General features: G+C 64.9%; 17 protein-coding genes and 1 pseudogene. 13 read left to right on the plus strand and 5 right to left on the minus strand.

Annotated features, from left to right (window positions below; genetic code table 11):
- The first annotated feature begins 50 nt into the window (after positions 1 to 50).
- Entirely contained in the window at positions 51 to 1790 is a 1740-nt protein-coding gene (locus B0G69_RS22035; protein WP_121323814.1) for a ShlB/FhaC/HecB family hemolysin secretion/activation protein, read from the plus strand.
- A 242-nt stretch (positions 1791 to 2032) separates the two neighbouring features.
- Positions 2033 to 4429: a filamentous hemagglutinin N-terminal domain-containing protein gene (locus B0G69_RS22040; RefSeq protein WP_121321000.1), complete on the plus strand. Its 2397-nt coding sequence runs from the start codon at positions 2033 to 2035 to the stop codon at positions 4427 to 4429.
- Positions 4430 to 4504: 75 nt separating this feature from the next.
- Here B0G69_RS22040 and motB read toward each other — a convergent pair.
- Positions 4505 to 5429, minus strand: a pseudogene (gene motB / locus B0G69_RS22045) (flagellar motor protein MotB).
- Positions 5430 to 5591: 162 nt separating this feature from the next.
- On the opposite strand from motB, the gene B0G69_RS22050 reads away from it, so the two are divergent.
- On the plus strand, positions 5592 to 7004 hold the full coding sequence (locus B0G69_RS22050; RefSeq protein ID WP_121321002.1) for a DUF2252 domain-containing protein: 1413 nt from the start codon (positions 5592 to 5594) through the stop codon (positions 7002 to 7004).
- Positions 7005 to 7044: 40 nt separating this feature from the next.
- On the opposite strand, the gene B0G69_RS22055 is transcribed toward B0G69_RS22050, so the two are convergent.
- Positions 7045 to 7902 carry a polysaccharide deacetylase family protein gene (locus tag B0G69_RS22055; RefSeq protein ID WP_121321004.1) on the minus strand — a complete coding sequence of 286 codons (858 nt, stop codon included), beginning with the start codon at positions 7900 to 7902 and terminating at the stop codon, positions 7045 to 7047.
- A gap of 268 nt (positions 7903 to 8170) precedes the next feature.
- On the opposite strand from B0G69_RS22055, the gene B0G69_RS22060 reads away from it, so the two are divergent.
- The 7 genes from B0G69_RS22060 (at position 8171) to B0G69_RS22090 (ending at position 13808) form a co-directional block, all read left to right on the plus strand.
- Positions 8171 to 8935 (plus strand): SDR family oxidoreductase, encoded by a 765-nt coding sequence (locus B0G69_RS22060; protein ID WP_121321006.1) that lies wholly within the window; start codon positions 8171 to 8173, stop codon positions 8933 to 8935.
- A gap of 81 nt (positions 8936 to 9016) precedes the next feature.
- The gene (locus tag B0G69_RS22065; RefSeq protein WP_121321008.1) at positions 9017 to 9220 is read left to right on the plus strand and encodes an oxidoreductase-like domain-containing protein; all 204 of its coding nucleotides are present in this window, start codon (positions 9017 to 9019) and stop codon (positions 9218 to 9220) included.
- Positions 9221 to 9271: 51 nt separating this feature from the next.
- The gene (locus B0G69_RS22070) at positions 9272 to 10141 is read left to right on the plus strand and encodes an NAD-dependent protein deacetylase (protein ID WP_121321010.1); all 870 of its coding nucleotides are present in this window, start codon (positions 9272 to 9274) and stop codon (positions 10139 to 10141) included.
- A gap of 124 nt (positions 10142 to 10265) precedes the next feature.
- Positions 10266 to 10871, plus strand: a complete 606-nt coding sequence (locus B0G69_RS22075) for a pyridoxamine 5'-phosphate oxidase family protein (RefSeq protein ID WP_121321012.1) — start codon at positions 10266 to 10268, stop codon at positions 10869 to 10871.
- A 14-nt stretch (positions 10872 to 10885) separates the two neighbouring features.
- The gene (locus tag B0G69_RS22080) at positions 10886 to 11521 is read left to right on the plus strand and encodes a DUF938 domain-containing protein (RefSeq protein WP_121321013.1); all 636 of its coding nucleotides are present in this window, start codon (positions 10886 to 10888) and stop codon (positions 11519 to 11521) included.
- 292 nt (positions 11522 to 11813) lie between these two features.
- Positions 11814 to 13226 (plus strand): NADP-dependent phosphogluconate dehydrogenase, encoded by a 1413-nt coding sequence (gene gndA, locus B0G69_RS22085; RefSeq protein WP_121321015.1) that lies wholly within the window; start codon positions 11814 to 11816, stop codon positions 13224 to 13226.
- Between the two features lie 264 nt (positions 13227 to 13490).
- Complete coding sequence (locus B0G69_RS22090; RefSeq protein ID WP_121321017.1) at positions 13491 to 13808, plus strand: DUF4148 domain-containing protein; 318 nt, start codon at positions 13491 to 13493, stop codon at positions 13806 to 13808.
- Positions 13809 to 14095: 287 nt separating this feature from the next.
- Here B0G69_RS22090 and B0G69_RS22095 read toward each other — a convergent pair whose 3' ends face one another.
- Positions 14096 to 14416, minus strand: a complete 321-nt coding sequence (locus B0G69_RS22095) for a hypothetical protein (RefSeq protein ID WP_035555954.1) — start codon at positions 14414 to 14416, stop codon at positions 14096 to 14098.
- Between the two features lie 286 nt (positions 14417 to 14702).
- Between B0G69_RS22095 and B0G69_RS22100 the strand changes: the two genes are divergently transcribed.
- The 3 genes from B0G69_RS22100 (at position 14703) to B0G69_RS22110 (ending at position 16736) form a co-directional block, all read left to right on the plus strand.
- Positions 14703 to 15014, plus strand: a complete 312-nt coding sequence (locus B0G69_RS22100; RefSeq protein ID WP_199731316.1) for a cupin domain-containing protein — start codon at positions 14703 to 14705, stop codon at positions 15012 to 15014.
- A 156-nt stretch (positions 15015 to 15170) separates the two neighbouring features.
- Positions 15171 to 15941 carry a peptidoglycan DD-metalloendopeptidase family protein gene (locus B0G69_RS22105; protein ID WP_121321020.1) on the plus strand — a complete coding sequence of 257 codons (771 nt, stop codon included), beginning with the start codon at positions 15171 to 15173 and terminating at the stop codon, positions 15939 to 15941.
- A 264-nt stretch (positions 15942 to 16205) separates the two neighbouring features.
- Complete coding sequence (locus B0G69_RS22110) at positions 16206 to 16736, plus strand: DUF4142 domain-containing protein (protein WP_121321022.1); 531 nt, start codon at positions 16206 to 16208, stop codon at positions 16734 to 16736.
- 587 nt (positions 16737 to 17323) lie between these two features.
- On the opposite strand, the gene B0G69_RS22120 is transcribed toward B0G69_RS22110, so the two are convergent.
- Both B0G69_RS22120 and B0G69_RS22125 read right to left on the minus strand, forming a co-directional pair.
- Positions 17324 to 19132 (minus strand): chloride channel protein, encoded by a 1809-nt coding sequence (locus tag B0G69_RS22120; RefSeq protein WP_121321024.1) that lies wholly within the window; start codon positions 19130 to 19132, stop codon positions 17324 to 17326.
- A 2-nt stretch (positions 19133 to 19134) separates the two neighbouring features.
- Positions 19135 to 19551 (minus strand): helix-turn-helix domain-containing protein, encoded by a 417-nt coding sequence (locus tag B0G69_RS22125; protein ID WP_121321026.1) that lies wholly within the window; start codon positions 19549 to 19551, stop codon positions 19135 to 19137.
- Positions 19552 to 19590 lie beyond the last annotated feature (39 nt).

Here is a 19590-nt window from a genome sequence, read left to right on the forward strand (position 1 = left end):
CCGAACCGGCGCGCGTATCGCGACGCGCGCTCGGGCCTCTGCATCTCACGCTGATCGCGCTAGGCGTCGCGGCCGCCGTTCGGTGTTCGCCGGCGTCGGCGCAGGCGTGGCGGGATCTCGCGCCGCAGCCGGCCCCGCCGACGCCGCGCAGTGCGCCGCCCCAGCAGACTCCGGAAGCCGGCGCGCAGTCCGCGCAGATCGCCGTTGGCAGGCTCGAAGGACTGGTCTTCGAGCCCGCTGGAACCAATGTGGCAGCGCAGTCGCAGTCGCAGTCGCAGTCGCCTGCGCCGCAGCGCATCGCAGCCATCGATCTGCCGGTCCTCGACGCCTCGTTTCTCGACACCTTCGACGCGGACCTCGACAGGCCGCTGAGCTTCGCACGTCTTGCCGAGATCCGCCGCGCGGTTGTCGAGCACTATCGCGCGGCGGGCAAGCCGCTCGTGGACGTCTACGTGCCCGAGCAGGACGTGAGCTCGGGCATCGTGCATATCGCGGTCGCCGAATTCCGGCTGGGCCAGGTTCGCGCTCGCGGCAACCGCTACTTTTCCGATGCGCTGCTCGAGCGCGAAATGCCGCTCGAACCCGGCGGGGCGATCCTGCAATCGGCGGTGTCGGCAGGGCTTGCCGTGCTCAACGCGAACCCGTACCGGCGCGTGGACGCGGTCTTCACGCCCGGCGATGCGGCGAACTCGACCGACGTCATCCTGGAGACCGAAGACCGCCTGCCGCTGCGCGTGAACGCGGGTTACGACAATGCCGGCGTGCCCGACCTCGGGCGCGATCGCTTCTTCGCGGGCATCGGCTATGGCAACCTGTTCGGACTCGATCAGCAGATCGCGTATCAGTTCACCGCCAGCAACGATTTCTTCAGCGGCAATCCGGATATCGAAGGGCGCCCGAACCGCGCGCGCTTCATGGCGCATGCGCTGAACTACGTCGCACCACTGCCGTGGGGCGACAGCATCGAACTGTTCGGGGTCTACGCGCAAAGCACGCCGCGACTGCCCGACAGTTATGGACAGACCGGCATCTCCGCGCAGATGAGCGCGCGCTACGATTGGCGTTTGCCTGGCACGATTGATATGGCGCAGCAGATCCAGTTCGGCTACGACTTCAAGCGCAGCAACAACGATCTGGAATTCGGCGGTTTTCAGGTGTTCAACTCGAACACCCACATCCATCAGTTCCTGTTGACTTACGACATCAGCAAGCCAACCGACGCGGGAAGCGCGCACGCATCCGCGACACTCGTCGGCAGTCCGGGCGCACTGGCAAGCGAGAACGGCGACGCCGCGTTCAACGCCGCGCGGCAAGGCGCAACCGCGCGCTACATGTATCTGCAACTGGCGGCGCTGCGCACGTTCGCGCTCGGCGCCGGCTTCACGTTGAGCGCAAGCGGCGCATTCCAGTGGACGCCGAACACCCTGTTGCCCAGCGAGGAAATGGGCCTCGGCGGCGAGTCCAGCGTGCGCGGGTACACGCCGTACGTCGCGCTCGGCGATCGCGGCTGGAACGTACAGACCGAATTGCGCGCGCCCGGACTGCCGTTCGGCACGAGCAGCGCGGTCGTTCAGCCGTTCGTTTTTTTCGATGCCGGGCACGTCTGGAATCGCATCGATCAGCCTGCGGAAACCAGTAGCGGCACGCTCTCCAGCGTCGGCGCGGGCATGCGCTTCCAGTGGTCGCGGTTCGTCGACTTTCGCTGCACGTACGGCGTGCCGCTGCGCGCGCCGACGCCGGGCGGATCGAAAGCGCCCATGGTGCTGCTGTATGTGTCGATCGGCAGCTGATTTGCGAGGCGGCGGCGGGCCGCGTGCGCGCAATCCAGCCATACGTTGCGGCTTTCGCCGACTCGCGGCGCAGTCGCAAATGTCCTACAAAAAGGCGCGAATCCATGAGATTTTCGCCGCCGACGTCGCGGCCGTGGCGACGGCGCCTGCTATTCTGATGCTCTGCACGCCGCGATTCACGCGACCCCGGTCGGCTTTGCGGGTCATGGCGACTGTTCCGCCCTCACGCGGAAGGAGGATCTATGAGACCTCCGTTTGCCATTCGGCCGATGCGGCGCATCGCGCTTCTCATCAGTATCCCGCTCGCCGGATTGCCCTTCGCGCAGAGTGCGCTCGCCGCTGGCGTCCTGCCGCAAGGCGGCCATTTTGTCGCTGGAGCTGGGACGTTGACGGGCAACGGCACCGCATTGCTCGTCACGCAACCCGGCTCGACTCGCGGGGTGATCGACTGGAACAGCTTCTCGATCGGCAAGCGCAACACCGTCATGTTCGACAACGGCTCCGGCGCGACGCTCAATCGCGTGACGGCCGGCTCGCCTTCGGCGATTCTCGGTAGCCTGAATGCGACAGGCAGCGTGTATCTGATCAATCCGCAAGGGATCGTCGTGGGACCGTCGGGTGTCGTCAGCACGGGCGGACGGTTCGTCGCGACCACGCTCGATCTGTGCAACGACGCTTTCGTGAATGGCGGTAATGCGTTGACGCTGTCGGGCAAGTCGAATGCGAGCGTGATCAACCTGGGCAGAATCAGCTCCAGCGGCGGCGATGTGTTCCTCATCGCGCGACGCACAGTCGTCAACGCCGGCAGCGTCAAAGCGCCCAAGGGCACGGTGGAAATGGCCGCAGGCGAACAGGTGCTGCTGCAGGATTCGGCGAACAGCATGCAGGTGTTCGTGGAAACGGGCAGTCAGGGCGACGTCGTCAATCAGGGGCGTATCAAAGCCGCGCAGATCAGCCTGCAAGCCGCCGATGGGAACGTCTACGCGCTCGCGGGCCGCGGCACCCGCATTCGCGCGAGCGGGACCGCCACCCGCGACGGTCACGTCTGGCTCGTCGCGGACAGCGGTCTCGTCCGGCAGTCCGGCAAGATCGCGGCAACCAACGCGGACGGCAGCGGCGGAACGGTCGATACGGACGCGGCGAAGCTCGCATTCGGAAACCAGGTGGCGATCGAGGCGGGGAAATGGAATCTCTTCACCCCGGCTTTCACGATCGATGCCGCCGCCGCGCGTTCGCTGCAGCGCAGCCTGAACGCGGGCACCTCGGTCGACGTCACCACCACGGGCGCCAACGGCGCGAGCGGCGACGTGAACGTCGGCGCGGATATGCGCTGGCACGGTCCGGCTTCACTCATGCTCGCGGCCTACCGCAATGTTTCCATCGCAACGGGCGCGACGATCGCGAACCAAGGCGCGGGCAACCTGAGCTTGCGCGCGGACGCTTCAGGCATCGACAACGGCGGGGGCATCGCCAACCACGGCGTCATCGACTGGTCGGCCAGCACGGGTGCCGTCGGCGCCTTTTACGACCTGAACGGCGCCTATACCGCCGGCACGCAAATGACAAATGCAGCGTGGACACCGCCTGCATACAGCGGACTCATTACGCAAATCACCGCCTACAGCCTCGTCAATTCGATGACCGACCTGAAGAACGTTGCCAGCGATCTCGCCGGAAACTACGCGCTTGGCAGGAACATCGACGCGAGTTCGACGAGCGACGGCTCGTATGTCCCGATCGGCAACGCCGGGACGCCGTTTTCCGGCCAGTTCGACGGGCAAGGGAAAGCAATCAGTTCGCTGACGCTAGAACCATGGCTGCCCAGCGACCCGAACAACCCGCAGTTGATGGGCCTGTTCGGCGTGATCGGCAGCGGTGCGGTGGTGCGCAACCTGAGCGTGAACGGCAGCGGAACACTGGGCGCCAACGTGTACGGTTACGTAGGGATTCTGGCGGGCATGAACGACGGGACGGTCGTGCGCGTCGACACATCGGGCAAGCTGGCGAGCAGCGATTCTTCGAGTATCGATTTCACGATCACCGGCGGGCTCGTCGGCGGCAACTCCGGCACCGTGCTGCGCTCGTCGAGCAGCGTAACCGCCACCACGGGCGGCACGCTGGGAGGCCTTGCCGGCGCAAATTCCGGCGCGATCATCCAGTCGTACGCCACCGGGGCGATGCTGTCGTCTGGTTATATCAATGCAGGCGCGGGCGGCCTCGTCGGCTACAACAGCGGGTCGATCAGCCAATCGTATGCCACTGGTCCGACGACGCTCTTTGGCTACTGCCGCGGCGCCGTCGGCACGCCGTGCGGCGGCGCGGCGCTGGTCGTGACCAACCTGGGGACGATCAGCCAGTCGTTCGCGACGGGCGCGGTCACGCAGCCGTTCTACGAGCCGATCGGGATCGCGCGCAGTAACTCAGGCTCGATCGCGAACGACGTGTACTGGAACAAGGACACGACGAACGCGGCCGTGGGCGTCGTCTACGGCACGGGAGTTCCGGCTGCGAACGGGCTGACCAGCGCTCAGATGGCGACGCCGTCGTCGTTCGTGTCGTATGACTTCAGTTCGACCGGCGTATGGGCGATGCCGGTGGGCGCGACGCATCCTGTTTTGCGCTGGCAGCTTGCGCAGTGAAGCACCGGCGCCTGATGTCTCGACGAAGGACGTCAAGCGCCACTGCGCTGCCGACGCTTTCGCCATATCGAGATCTTAAGGTGTGCCACGTAAGCCGCTCATTGGCCGCAAGTGTCCGGCCACGTCAGGAATGGCGGAACTCGCCGGCGAGGTTTCGTTGATCGTGGTTCGCCCCCCAATCGTGGAAGAACGCCAGTTCCGCGGCCTTGTTCAACACGAGAATACTGATGCGCCGATTGGTCGGCTCATCGGCGACATAGCTATTGAGCGGCAATACGTCGGCGAGCCCGCGCACCTGCAGCAGCTTCTCGCCATGCATGCCGCCCGTCACCAGCGCGCGGCGCGCGGCATTCGCGCGTTCGGACGACAACTCCCAGTTCGAATAGCCTTCCGGCCCCGCCGTGTACGGCACCGCGTCCCTATGGCCCGCAATCGAAATACGGTTGTCGACGTCGTTCAAAGCGGCGCCGATCTGCGTGAGGATCGTCACGGCGTAGGGCTGCAGCTTCGGACTGCCGGAGGCGAACATCGGCCGGTTCTGTGAATCGACGATCTCGATGCGCAGCCCTTCGTTCGTGATCGAAATGCGGATCTGATCCTTGAGTGCTTTCAATGCGGGGCTCTGCTCGATCAACGCGGTGAGCTTCGCCTGCAACTGCTGCAAGCGGGCCGCATCGGCGGGCGGCGTCACGCTCGGCGTGGCGGACGGCGGGGTCGGTTCGGTCTGACTCTTTCTGCCCTCGGCGGGGCGCGTATCGGCGATGTCGCGGCCGCCGCCTTGCACCACGCTCGGCCGCGCCGCAGCCGTGCCCTCCTTGCCGCCGAGCAGGCTCGACAGCGGTGTGTTGAAGTAATCCTCGATACCCTGCTTGTCGTACTTCGACGTGGAGCCGAGCAGCCACATCAGCAGGAAGAACGCCATCATCGCGGTGACGAAATCGGCGTACGCGATCTTCCATGCGCCGCCATGATCGTCGCCCTTTTTCGAGCGGCGCACGATGACCGGCGCAGGCCGTTATGATCGCGGTTCGAAGTTCGAAGGTGATTTCCCGCGAAGGGCTCCGTTCGACGAGGCCTCGCGCGCCTGATGTTTTGCTTTGTCGTGCCAGTCAAAGAAGTCTCTGGAACTGCCGGTCAAGACTCGCCCAAAACGGAGAAGCGCATGAAAGCCAGCACCATCGCTGAACGGGAGGCCCGTGGCCGTGCCGCCCGTGAGCATTCGAAACGTTCGAGCCATCGCACGGTAGGCGAACTGCATCGCAACCCGATCGACCTGCTGAAGCAGAGCAGCGAAGGCCGGGTCGGGAGTCTCGTGTCGCTGCGCCATGGGCGCATGGCTGCATCGCCGTTTGCGTTTTTTCGCGGCGCCGCACTGCTGCAGGCGCACGATCTCAGCAAGGTTCACCACAGCGGCCTGACCATGCCGATCTGCGGCGACGGCCATCTGATGAATTTCGGCGGCTTCGCCACACCCGAGCGGCAACTTGTATTCGACCTGAACGACTTCGACGAAGCGTCGGTCGGCCCGTTCGAATGGGACTTGAAACGCCTGAGCGCGAGTCTCGTGGTGGCCGCTCGTCATATGCGGCTGAGCCGCGGCACCGCCGAGAACCTCGTGACGAGCGCCGTGCGCGAGTATCGCGATCGTATGGCGCAGTACGCGCAATTGGGCGCGCTCGAACTCTGGTACGACCGCATTACGTTCGACCGCATGGCGGAAACCGCGCTGTCACCCGAGCGGCGGCGCAGCGTACGGCGCGGCATGGAAAAGGCGGCCGCGCGAACACACGAAAGCGCGCTCGAAAAAATGGCTTTACACGCGGGCGATCAGTGGACGATTCGCGACGCACCACCGGCGCTCTTTCACGTGCACGGCACGAACACGCTGTTCACGCAGGAAGAGACCGAGCTGTACGGAGGCGTCCACTGGCGCAAGCTGCTCGAACGCATGTGGGGCGAGTACCTGAAGACGATGCCGCACGACCGGCGTGAGCTGCTGGAGCATTTCTCCGTGCAGGACATGGTGTTCAGGGTAATGGGCGTGGGCGGCGTCGGTACGCGTTGCCTCGCGCTGCTGCTGGTCGATCACATGGGCAGGCCGCTGTTCCTGCAAATGAAAGAGGCGCGGCCGTCGGCGATCGCGCGGTTTCATACGTCACGGCCGCTCGCGCACGAGGGCGAGCGCGTCGTGCAGGGGCAGCGCATGTTGCAGGCTACGAGCGACATCTTTCTGGGCTGGGCCACGGGTCCGCTCGGCCGGCATTTCTATTTTCGCCAACTGCGCGAGATGAAGCTGTCGGCGAATCTCGACCTGTTCGATAACGATCTGCTGGAGGGCTATGCGCGACTATGCGGCTGGATCATGGCGCGCGCGCATGCGAAGGCGAGCGGCCAGGCGATCGAGGTGAGCGCGTATATCGGCCGAGGCGATCAGTTCGCGCAAGCGCTGACCGACTACGCGATGAGCTACGCGGACCAGGTGGAACGCGACTATGACGTGTTTCTGAAGGCGTGCCGCAGCGGTGAACTGCAGGCGCGTACGGATGAGGATATGGCGGCGGATTTTGGAGGGTGAAGGGAGTGAAGCGGGCGGGTTGCTCCACAACCCGCCCGCTTCACGCATCGATTCGCGCTTCTCTCAACGTAACGAAGCGCAACTGTTTTTGCCGCGCCGCATCGATCACCCTCGGAAGCACCGCGAGAATCAGCGGCGTGCCTTCGCTCGTGAGTGCGGCATTGCCGTCGTGCAGCAGCAGAATGTCGCGCGCCGCGAGAGAGTCGAGCAGCCGTCGCGCGACCACGCCGGGATCGCGCTCGCGCGTGTCGTAGCCGCGCCGCGTCCATGCCGCCAGCCGCAAATCGAGCTGGCGCAGCACGGGTTCGAGAAAGATGTTGCGCAAGCCCGCAGGGGCGCGGAAAAACATCGGCCGCTCGCCGCACACCGCTTCGAGCGTGCGTTGCGCGGCGTCGATCTCACGCGTGAGCGCGCCTGGCAACGTCACGGAAAAGGTGTGCACGTGTACCTGCGAATGATTTTCGAGCGCATGGCCTCGCGCGACGATCTCGCGGGCGAGCGCCGGATAGCGCTGCACGTTCGCGCCGATGCAGAAGAACGTGGCGCGCACGCCGAACGTGTCGAGCAGATCGAGCACTTGCGGTGTGACGACGGGATCGGGGCCGTCGTCGATGGTCAGCGCGATGGCGTCCGCGTTGCGCGCGCCGGCTGGCAGGCGCGTCCAGTTCGGACCCAGCAGCGAAGTGCGCGGCAGCAGGCCGGTCACCGTGAAAATGGCGTGGTTCACGAAGATCGCGGTGAGCCACCAGCGCCACGCGGCGGGCGCCAGCAGCCAGCCGGCCAGCACGATGACGTGCCATGCGGCGGTCGCGGTAAGCATCGCGGGATAGCCGGTTAGCGGCCAGCGGCGCGGCGGCGCGGGCTGGGCGCCGTGCGACGTCGTGGAGAATTCGTTCATCAAAGCGTGCTTCCTGTCTGCCTTCTTCCGTCCGGGAAGGCCATGAATCCTGCGCATCACGCGTAGCCGCGAAAGATACCATTGATGCGCGTTGTGGCGCGCGGGTGTCAGGAATGGTTGCAAATGAAAGCACGATGAAAGACGAGGCGGCTATGGTGGGGCGTTTGTGATTGGCAATCCGCTGCTGTATGGTGCCGGGGCAGGCGCGCTTGCGTGTCCGCCGTGAGCGCGCGCGGTTGTGAGCATCGAGGTCGACAGGAGACACACAGTGACGGAAACAGAAGTCAGAAAGATCGCGCTGGTAACTGGCGCAGGCAGCGGCATCGGACGCGCATGTGCGCTCAGGCTGCTCGAACACGGTTATAACGTCGTGCTGGCTGGGCGCCGCCAGGCGGCGCTCGATGCCGTGGCGCGGGAAGCACAACACCTGAACGGCGAAGCGCTGGCCATCGCCTGCGACGTGACGGATGCCGCCAGCGTCGCGGCGCTGTTCGATCAGATCCGCGAGCGTTTCGGCCGGCTCGACGTGCTGTTCAACAACGCGGGACGCAACGGCTCGCCCGTCGATATCGATCAACTCGATATCGACGAATGGCGCTCCATCGTCGACACCAATCTCACCGGCGTGTTCCTCTGCACGCGGGCCGCCTTCGGCCTGATGAAAACGCAGAGCCCGCGTGGCGGCCGCATCATCAACAACGGCTCGATTTCCGCGCATGCGCCGCGGCCGAACAGCGTGGGCTATACGGCCACCAAACACGCGATCACCGGCCTCACGAAAGCCGTGTCGCTCGATGGCCGTCAGTACGACATCGTGTGCGGGCAGATCGACATCGGCAATGCGCAAACCGAAATGGCCGCGCGGATGGCGCGCGGCGTGCGGCAAGCCAACGGCGAAATCGCCGTCGAGCCGCTGATGGACGTGCGGCACGTCGCCGACGCGGTGCTGCACATGGCTGAGTTGCCGCTGTCGGCGAACGTGCAGTTCATGACCATCATGGCGAGCAAGATGCCGTTCGTCGGCCGGGGCTGAGCGTGCGCGCGCGGGGGCAGCGCGCTATGCGGGATCAACTTATACTGGGCGCTTCCTGTCTTCCATGGAACGCGATTCGCCGTGCCCCGAGCCACACCCAACGACGACCCGCAGCCGTTGCCGCCTGCGCAGCCCGATCTCGACGACTGTTGTCATAGCGGCTGCAGTCCCTGTATTTTCGATCTCTACGACGAAGCGCTCGCGTGCTATCGGACCGCGCTCGCCGAGTGGCAGGCGCGGCATGCGACACCGACGCGGCCAACCAGGCCGCGCCCGCCTCGTTGAGCGGCATGCGAGCTTTCACATCCAGGCCGCACTCTTTCACCGTGCTCCGTCATGACCGATCTTCAGCCCGCGTCTCTCGAACCCTTGCCTGACTCGCACACGCTCGACGACCTGCATCGCTTCATGCAGCGTTATCCGCGCCTGTTCGTGCTGACCGGCGCGGGCATCAGCACCGACTCGGGCATCCCCGGCTATCGCGACGACAACGGCGACTGGAAGCGCTCGCCGCCGATCACGCTGCCGGAGTTCCTCGGCACGCTCGCGATGCGTCAGCGCTACTGGGCGCGCAGCATGGTCGGCTGGCCGGTGGTCGCGCGGGCGCAGCCGAACGCCGCGCATACGGCGCTGGCCAGGCTCGAAGCGGCCGGCCGCGTGCCGACGCTGGTGACGCAGAATGTCGACGGCCTGCATCAGCGCGCGGGCAGCAGCGCGGTGATCGAACTGCATGGCGGCATCGACGGCGTGACGTGTCTCGATTGCGGGACGCAGCATGCGCGCGCGTCGATCCAGCAGACGCTGGAAGCGAACAATCCCGCGCTGCTGGACGTGACCGCCGAAACCGCCGCCGATGGCGACGCGCATCTCGAATGGCACGATCTCGGCGGCTTCCGCATTCCGGCGTGCCCGAACTGTGGTGGTCTGCTGAAGCCGGCCGTGGTGTTCTTCGGCGAAAGCGTGCCGAAGGAGCGCGTCGAAGCGGCCTCGCATGCGCTCGATGCGGCGGACGCGGTGCTGGTGGCCGGCTCGTCGCTGATGGTGTATTCCGGTTATCGCTTCTGCGTGTGGGCGCAAAGGCAGGGCAAGCCGATCGCCGCGATCAATCTGGGGCGCACGCGCGCCGATCCGTTGCTGTCGTTGAAGCTCGCCGCGCCTTGCGGGGATACGCTGAGCGCGTTGGCCGGCCGGCTGGCGCTGGATTGAGCCGGGGCGTTCGAGGATCGGCGGCGTGCAGGGTGATTCACGCATGGGATGCCCCCACAAGCCGCTTCGCTTCTGCCGCGCGCGTGTTGCTCGAATGACAAACGCAACTCGAAAGGAAACGCAGATGTTGACCACGATCGAACAGCTCGAAGCCCTCTACGGCCAGCCGCACGAGCGCGCGCTGCGCAAGGAGATCGCGTACGTCAATGAAGACTATCGCGCGTTCATCGAAGTTGCGCCGTTCGCCGTGCTGGCCACGGCCGGCCCGGACGGCCTCGACTGTTCGCCGCGCGGCGACGCGCCGGGCTTCGTGCGGGTCGTCGACGAACGCACGCTCGCGTTGCCGGACCGCATCGGCAACAATCGCCTCGACAGTCTGCGCAATATCATCGTCGAGCCGCGGCTGGCGTTGCTGTTCATCGTCCCCGGCGTCGGCGAAAGTTTGCGCGTGAATGGCCGCGGACGGATTACGAGCGACCCCGAATGGCTGGCCAGTTTCGCCGTCGAAGGTAAACTGCCGCGCACCGTGCTGCTGATCGACGTCGACTCGGTATATTTTCACTGCTCGAAGGCGCTCGTGCGTTCGCAACTGTGGGACCCGGCGCGGCACGTCGAACGCTCGCAGCTGCCGAGCGCGGGCGAGATTCATCGGCGCCTGAACGGCGCCGGCTTCGACGCCGCCACCTACGACCGCGAGTTCGCCGAACGCGTGCGCACGACCCTCTATTGACACACAAGCCAATCATGACTGATTCCCACCCGGCGCTGCGGCAACGTTCGCCTTCCGCGGAGCGCAATCGCGAACCGATCCTCGCCGTGCTGCGCGACGCGCTGCCGGCCACCGGCCGCGTGCTCGAAATCGCGAGTGGCACAGGCCAGCACGCGATGTGCTTCGCCGGCGCGCTACCCGGGCTGGACTGGCAGCCGAGCGACGCCGACGCCGACGCGCGCGCGTCGATTGCCGCGTGGATCGCGCACGAGGGTCTGCGCAACGTGCGCGCGCCGCTCGCTCTGGACGTGCACCAGCCGGACTGGGGCGTGGATGCTGCGCTCGACGCGGTGGTCTGCATCAACATGATTCACATCTCGCCGTGGAGCGCGGCCGAGGCGTTGTTCGCGGGCGCGAGCCGTCGTCTCGTCGATGGCGGTGTACTGTATCTGTATGGTCCGTACAAACGCGGGGGTGCGCATACGGCGCCGAGCAACGACGCGTTCGATCAGCAATTGCGCAGCCGCGACCCCGAGTGGGGCGTGCGCGACATGGAAACGGTGATTGCGCTGGGTGCGTCGGTGGGGCTCGTGTGCGACGAGCCGATCGCGATGCCCGCCAACAATTTCAGCCTGGTGTTCAGGAAACGCCCGGGCGCGGCGCAGGTCTGACGAACGTCGGATTCGGCCATGGCGCGACTCCGGCAAACGGTTATTTCGCGGGCGGAAACCGGCCTGCTTCATGAGTCTCCGCGACGTGGCGGCGCGCATCGAGGCGTCATGAAGGGCTGCCACGAAGCGAATCATGAAGCGGCGCGGGGCCGGCCGCATGCAGTGGAAAACACCGCCTGTCGCCCGCCAACGAGCGGCAAGTGCGCATTTCTTTTATCCTTTCACCCTCGACGCCGCGCCGACCTTCCTTCCGGCGCGGCCTCACGACATTTTTGGACTCTGGAGAATTCACATGGGCAAACAGGCAATCGGCGTGGTGGGGCTGGCGGTCATGGGCCGCAATCTGGCGCTCAACATCGAGAGCCGCGGCCACGCGGTGTCGGTGTACAACCGTAGCCGCGAGAAAACCGACGAACTCATCGCCGAATATCCGGACAAGAAGCTGGTGCCGGCCTTCACGCTGGAAGACTTCGTGGAGTCGCTGGAAAAGCCGCGCCGTATTCTGCTGATGGTCAAGGCTGGCGAGGGCACCGACGCCACCATTGCCTCACTCAAGCCGCTGCTCGACAAGGGCGACATTCTGATCGACGGCGGCAATACGCATTTCACCGATACCATCCGCCGCAATCAGGAACTCGCGAAAGCCGGTCTGCATTTCATCGGCACCGGCGTGTCCGGCGGTGAGGAAGGCGCGCTGAAAGGCCCGTCGATCATGCCGGGCGGTCAGCGCGAAGCGTACGACCTGGTCGCCCCGATCCTCACCGAGATCGCCGCGAAGGCGCCGGATGGCGAGCCGTGCGTCGCGTACATGGGTCCGGACGGCGCGGGCCACTTCGTGAAGATGGTGCACAACGGTATCGAATACGGCGACATGCAGCTGATTGCCGAAAGTTATGCGGTGCTCAAGCAGGTCGTCGGCTTGTCGAACGAAGAGCTGGGCAAGGTCTACACCGAGTGGAATCAGGGCGAGCTCGACAGCTATCTGATCGAAATTACCTCGAAGATCTTTAGCAAGAAGGACGAGGAAACCGGCAAGGATCTGGTCGACGTGATTCTCGACCGCGCCGCGCAGAAGGGCACCGGCAAGTGGACCAGCCAGAACGCGCTCGACCTCGGCGCGCCGCTGCCGCTGATCACCGAAGCCGTGTTCGCGCGCGTGCTGTCGTCGCTGAAGGATCAGCGCGTGGCCGCGAGCAAGGTGCTGGAGGGGCCGCAGACGAAGCCGCTCGAAGGTGGCAAGCGCGACGCGTTCATCGAAGCGGTGCGCCGCGCGCTGTACTTGAGCAAGGTGATTTCGTACGCGCAGGGCTTCGCGCAACTGCGCGCCGCATCGGAAGAGTATAAGTGGGACCTCGATTTCGGCACGATCGCGAAGATTTTCCGCGCCGGCTGCATCATCCGTGCCCGTTTCCTGCAGAAGATCACGGACGCCTATTCGAAGGACAAAGCGATCGCGAATCTGCTGCTCGATCCGTACTTCCGCGACATCGCGAAGAACTATCAGTCGGCGTTGCGCGAGGTCGTGGTGGCCGCTATCAATGCGGGTGTGCCGGTGCCGGCTTTCGCGTCGGCGGTGGCGTACTTCGACGCCTATCGCTCGGAACGCCTGCCGGCGAACCTCGTGCAGGCGCAGCGCGACTTCTTCGGTGCGCATACGTTCGAGCGCACCGACAAGCCGGGCAGCTTCCACGCGAACTGGAGCTGATCGTTCGAATCGCGACCTGCCGCGCCGTCGTCGGGGGGCAGCGGTCGCGTCGTTGTTCGAATTCCGGCAACATTATATTGTTGCCGGAATTCGCTGAACCATTTCGCATGACGATTGTTCATTTCAACACTATTGCAAAAACGATAATAGAGTTTCGTTGAATTAGGTATTTACCCTAGGTATCAGCCCTCCTAAACTTGTATTCAAGCGCTGCAGGAGAACAAACCCAAAGCGCACTACACAACAAGTTATGGAGGTTTAATCATGAAGACCCTGATCTCTGCAGTTGTCGTCGCCGCCGCTCTGGTTGCTCCTGTCGCATCGTTCGCCCAATCGAATCAGCCGGTGACCCGCGCTCAGGTTCGCGCTGAACTGGTGCAACTCGAAAAGGCCGGCTACAACCCGGCGAACGACAACTTCACTTACCCGGCAAGCATCCAGGCTGCGCAAGCGCGCGTCGATGCACAAAACGGTACGGCTCAAGCTGCGAACAGCGGCTACGGCGCGCCGATGGCTGGCACTTCGCAAGCCGGCCGTCCGGTGAGCAACACCGACCGTCACTCGGTCTACTTCGGCAACTAAGTTGCGCCGAAGCTGATGAAGGCGCCGCCCGATCGATAAGGCGGCGAGCAATAAAAAACGCCATCCGGTTTGCGGGATGGCGTTTTGTCGTTTACGGCGCTGGGTCAGACTCGGTCGAGGCTCCCAACGCGGCTGTCGGCGATTGGGTCAAGGCGTAACCCGCGGCCAGACCGAGCCATTGCACCGACCAGCGCGTGTTGCCCACCTATGCGTGCCCACAGCGCTCTTACCGCGGTACTAGTGAAGCGAGCGACAGCGCGGGATCTACAGGCACTGCGCAACCTCCGCTAATGCAACGAACGATGCCGGCGGCCTATTTCATCGAAGAGCGCGCGGCTGGGTTCGAGGGCGAGCAGCCAGGATTCGTCGTAGCCGCTCAGGTTGTCCAGCGCCTCGCGCAGCCGCTCGATCGCCAACGCCGGAATCTCGACGCTGGCTTCGACTCCGCTCGACAGCCCCGCGATGCTGGCCAGTTGCACCAGGGCGTCGGCGGCTTCGGCCACGTCGGCGGCGAAGACGAGGTGCGTGTTCAGCAACTCGACCAGACCGGGCGACGCCGCAACGTCGTCGACGTTGAGTTGCACAGCCAGAAAGGTGGCTTTGTTCATGCTCCGCTCCTCGCAGGGTCCAGACGTAGACGTAGGGTGTGTTCCGCGCAGCTTGAGGGAGTATAGGCGAGGCCTCAGAGGTTTCAATAATCACACGAATCGGCCAGGTGACCTTTTGGCGGAAGGCGCCGGTGCGGTCCGACCCGCCGTCCGACCTGCCGTCCGACCCGCCGTCCGACCTATAATGGGGCCAGTCGAAAGCCTGCTGCGCCAGCTTGCGCGGCTGCGGTATGCGCGCCAGGAAAGCGCCCGGCGGCGTCCGTTTTTTCTCAACTGCCCTTTGACCATGAAGATCATCCGCAGCAAGAGCTTTACCGCGACGCGTCCTTGGGGCGCGCTCGACATCGCCAGCATGAACGGCATCACCACGCGCCTGCATTGGACCGATCAGCCGTACAAGTGGCACGTCAACGATGGCGAGGAAGTGTTCGCCGTGCTCGATGGCCGCGTCGAGATGCGCTATCGCGAGGACGGCGTCGAGCGCTCGGCGGTGCTGGAAACCGGCGATGTGTTCTACGCGTCGGTGGGCACCGAGCACGTGGCTCATCCGATCGGCGCGGCGCGCATCCTGGTGGTCGAAGCGCAATGCAGCGTCTGAACGAACTTCGGCAGGTTTGAAGCCATGCCCACACCGTCGCCCGCGGGCATGGCGGCATAATGGAGAGTCATTGCCGCGCCGGTCCCGGACGCGGCGGCACGGTAAATGCTTGGGCATCGGTTGAATCCGATTGAAACAGGTGTCGAGGAAAATCACATGACAAGACAATGGCAATTGGCGGGGACGCGCTGGCTGACAGTGGCCGCGCTCGGCGTGATGTTCAGCGGCTGTACGTCGATGCCGTGGGAGAGCACGCCGTTCTACAGCAGCGCGCCGTCCAGCCCGACCACCCTCAGCACGGTGCCGGTTCCCGCCGGTTTCTACCGGGTCAATGCGGGCGATACGATCGGCGGCATCGCGTCGGCGTATGGCCGCAAGCCGCAGGAGATCGCCGCATGGAACGGTCTCGCGGTCAACTCGCCGGTCACGCCGGGTCAGGTATTGCGTGTCTCTCCGCCGATGGCCTCCGGCAGCGTCGTTACGCCGCCGGTCGGCGTTGCCCCGGCCGCGCCGGGTGCTGCGCCCGCTGCGCCCACCGCCTCCGCCGGTCCCCAGCAGGGCGTGCTGCAGTGGCCGCTGCGCGGGCCGATCCTGAAAGCCTTCGCGCAGGGCAAGTCGAACGGCATCGTGATCGGTGGGCGCCCCGGCGATCCGGTCAAAGCTGCTGCGACCGGCCGCGTGGTCTACGCAGGCTCCGGTATTGAGGCGTATGGTCCGCTCATCATCATCAAGCATGACGACTCGCTGATCACCGCGTACGGTCAGAACAGCACGCTGCTCGTCAAGGAAGGTGATGCGGTCGCACAAGGGCAGACCATCGGCGAGGTGGGGATGGACAGCCGCGGCGTCGCGTCGATCCAGTTCGAAGTCCGCTACAACGGGCAGCCCGTCGATCCGCTCGCCTGGCTGCCGAAATCAGGTGGGTGAGCTGTCGCAGCCCGGCTTGCGCGTGGCGCGCTCTGGCACTGCGTCGATGAACGCACAGGCGTGACGCGCAAGCGGGTTTGAAGCATTGCGTGCGGCTACCGGAGCCCGTAGCCGCCGCACTCAACGCATGAAGCGCGCGTGAAGCGTGTGAAGCATGCGGAAACAGGGCTCCTCCCGGTGACATCCAGGTCCATATCAACGATCGCATCGGATCTGGACAGCGTCCGCCAGCCAGGCGCGCGACGATCATCCGGGACACATCTCATGAAGTGGCTCAACATGACCCTGTTCCGGGCTCTGACTCTGGCCAGCTTCGCGGGCTATGCGCAGAGCGCCGGTCCCACCGATCCTCAGATCGCGGCGATCATGGTGAGCGCGAATCAGGTCGATATCGACGCGGGCAAACTCGCGGAATCGAAGTCCGGTTCGAAGGACGTCAAGGCGTTCGCGCAGCGCATGATCGCCGACCATGGTGGCGTCAACAAGGCTGCCGCCGACCTCGTGCACGCTGGGCGTGACGCCCGAGGACAACCCCCCAGTCGAAGTCTCAAGCAAGGCGGCGCTGCGAACGTCGCTACATTGAAGACCCTCGCAGGCATGGCTTTCGATCGGGCGTATATCGATCACGAAGTGGCCTACCACGAGAGCGTGTTCGATGCGCTCGACAAGACCCTGATCCCGGCTGCTCACTACGATGAATTGAAAGCGCTTCTCGTCAAGGTGCGGCCGGCGTTTGTCGCGCACCTGGAGCACGCGAGGCATCTGCAGGCGGAACTGGGCAAGAGTGGAGGCTGAGATGCTGCGCTGTGCTGCGGGCACGCTACGAACATTGGCGCGTATGGGCGGCTTGATCCTTGCAGGCGCTTAAGGGGCGGTGCCCGGCGTCAGAACATCATTCCGGTGCGGTTCGCTATGTGATTTTCAGGGAGGCGGCAAATGATCAGCGACCCTAAGTATTTCATCGGCAAAAAGATCTTCCCCGGCGGAACCATTCGCTGCATGTTGGCCGTGTCGGTGGGCTTCGTTCTGGCTGCAAGCCTGGAAGCGAAAGCGCAAGGGCGAACGATCAGCATCGTATCGGGCACATATGGCCAGAGCTGCGGAGCGCTACACGGTAATGTCACTCGTGAGATGGCGCATCGATGCAACGGCCGGACGACCTGCGAATACTCGCCGCGCGCCCCGCGAAAAGGTCGCTCGACGGGTGCATGTCGCAATGACTTCGTGGCCGAGTGGCGTTGCGACAGTGCGGAGTTCCATACGGCCGCACTCGGTCCCGCAGTGAGATGGGGTGACACACTCGTGCTGAGTTGTGTCAGCGAGCGCGGCGCGGGCAACTAGCGCCGCTGCGCGCAAACAGCCTCGATTCCGATGCGCCTCTTTCAGCCCGCTTTGCGAACTGGCGCAAAGCGCCGCTTGCCGCGCGCCGGTGTCAGGCGCCGAAAACGCTCCCGTTTGTGCTCTTCTTCGAAATGGCTGAGCGACGGTTTGACCAGATCGCTGCGCGACACGATGCCGACGAGGCGCATGCTCTCGTGGTCGGCCACCACGGGCAATCGTTCGAGATTGTGCACGGCCAGCCGCGTCGCGACAAGGCGGCAGGTTTCCGACGGCAACGCAAACGCGGGGGTGGTTTGGTCGAACACGTCGGCGAGCTTGAGCGCGCGCTTTGCCGCTTCGGCTTCACTGTCTTTAGCGCAGAAGCGTTCGAGCAATGCGCGGTCGGCCACGCCGATCACCGCACCTTCACGGACGACGGGATAGGCCCGGCGCAGTTGGCTGACGCCGAAAAACGTCGACAGCGCGTCGCCGACCACTGTCTCCGCGTCGATCGATTCGACCGTGGTCGTCATCACCTCGTCGACGTAATGACGCTCGAGCGGATCGACGCCATACTCCCGATAGATGTGGTAGCCACGGCGCGCGATTTTCTCGGTCATGATCGAGCGACGCATCACGACCGTCGAAAAGCCGTGCGCGATCAGCGTCGCAGTCAGGAGCGGCAGCAGTGCGTTGCTGTCATGAGTGAGACCGAACGCGAACACGATCGCCGTCAATGGCGCACCGAGGGTGGCGCCGAGCGTGGCGGCCATGCAAACGAGCGGCCACAACGCCGGCTGGTTGCCCGGCAGCCAGTGCGAGAGCACTGCGCCGAGGCCGGCGCCGAGCATCAGCAGCGGCGCGAGCACGCCGCCGGAAGTGCCGGACCCGAGCGCGACGACCCACATGACGGCCTTCACCGCTAGCAGCAGGAGTGCGACCTGCAACGCGATGTGCTGATGCAGCAGATCGCCGATCACGTCGTAACCGACGCCAAGTGCGCGCGGTTCGAGCCATCCGCCGATGCCGACCACGATCCCGCCCAACGCGGGCCACCACATCCAGTGGATCGGCAGTTTGCCGAACAGGTCTTCCGTCTTGTACAGCGCGGCGGAAAGTCCGGAGGCGAGCGCGCCCGACAGCAGCCCGGCGACCACGCAGGACAGCAGCGACCAGCCATCCGGTGCGGCGGTTTCGAGCGGGAACAACGGGCCCGTGCCGAAGAACAGCGCGCGGGCGAAACCGGCGACCGCACAGGCCACCGCCACCGGCAGGAAGCTGCGCGGGCGCCACTCGAACAGCAGCAGTTCGACCGCGAGCAGTACGGCCGCCACCGGCGTGCCGAACACCGCGGTCATGCCGGCGGCGGCGCCCGCCACCAGCAGCGTCTTGCGTTCCGCCGCCGTGACCTTCACGCATTGCGCGATCAGCGAGCCGAGTGCGCCGCCGGTCATGATGATCGGACCTTCCGCGCCGAATGGGCCGCCGCTGCCGATCACGATGCCTGACGACAGCGGCTTGAGCACCGCCACCTTCGGCGACATCCTGCTCTTGCCGAACAGGATCGCTTCGATCGCCTCGGGAATGCCGTGCCCGCGGATTTTTTCCGAGCCATAACGGGCCATCAGCCCGACGATCAGGCCGCCGATCACCGGCACGCCGATCACCCAAAGGCCGAGTGTGTTTTCGGCGGCCGAACGTTCGGCGAACGACAGCGTGCCGAAGAAGAACAGGTTGGTGAACAGATGAATCAGGTTCAGCAACACGAATGCGGCCAGCGTGCTGACCATGCCGATGCACGCGGCCAGCGCAAAAATGCCAGGCAGCCGGGCGTTGGCCGAAAAATCACGCTTATGGGAATCCATGCTCACGATTAGTCGAAGTCGATCTGTGGAATCTGGAAAGCGCCCTCGAGCGATTTCAATTCGGCGCGGTGCAGTTCCGCGAGTCTCGCAAGCACGCGCTCGCCCGTTTGTTCAAGGTGCACTTCCACCTGCCGGCGATCGGTTTCGCTGACCTGGCGGCGCACCAGATTGAGTGCCTCGCAGCGCGACACCAGCGCGACGACGCCGTGATGCTGCGACTGCAGCCGCTCGGCGAGTTCGCCGACGCTCGCCCAGTCGCGCCCGGGGTACCCCTTGATATGCAGCAGCAACAGATACTGCAACGGCGTGATGCCCTCGCTCTGCGCGGCCTGTTCGGAGAAGCGCTCGAAGCGCCGCATCTGATAGCGAAACTCCGAGAGTTGCTCGAAGTCGGGTTTCGTCAGTCCACGAGTCCGTACTTTCATAGGAGGGCCTGTGCATACAGATAAAACGTTGAATATATC

It is taken from the genome of Paraburkholderia sp. RAU2J (genome assembly GCF_003634845.1).
Classification (GTDB): domain Bacteria; phylum Pseudomonadota; class Gammaproteobacteria; order Burkholderiales; family Burkholderiaceae; genus Paraburkholderia; species Paraburkholderia fynbosensis.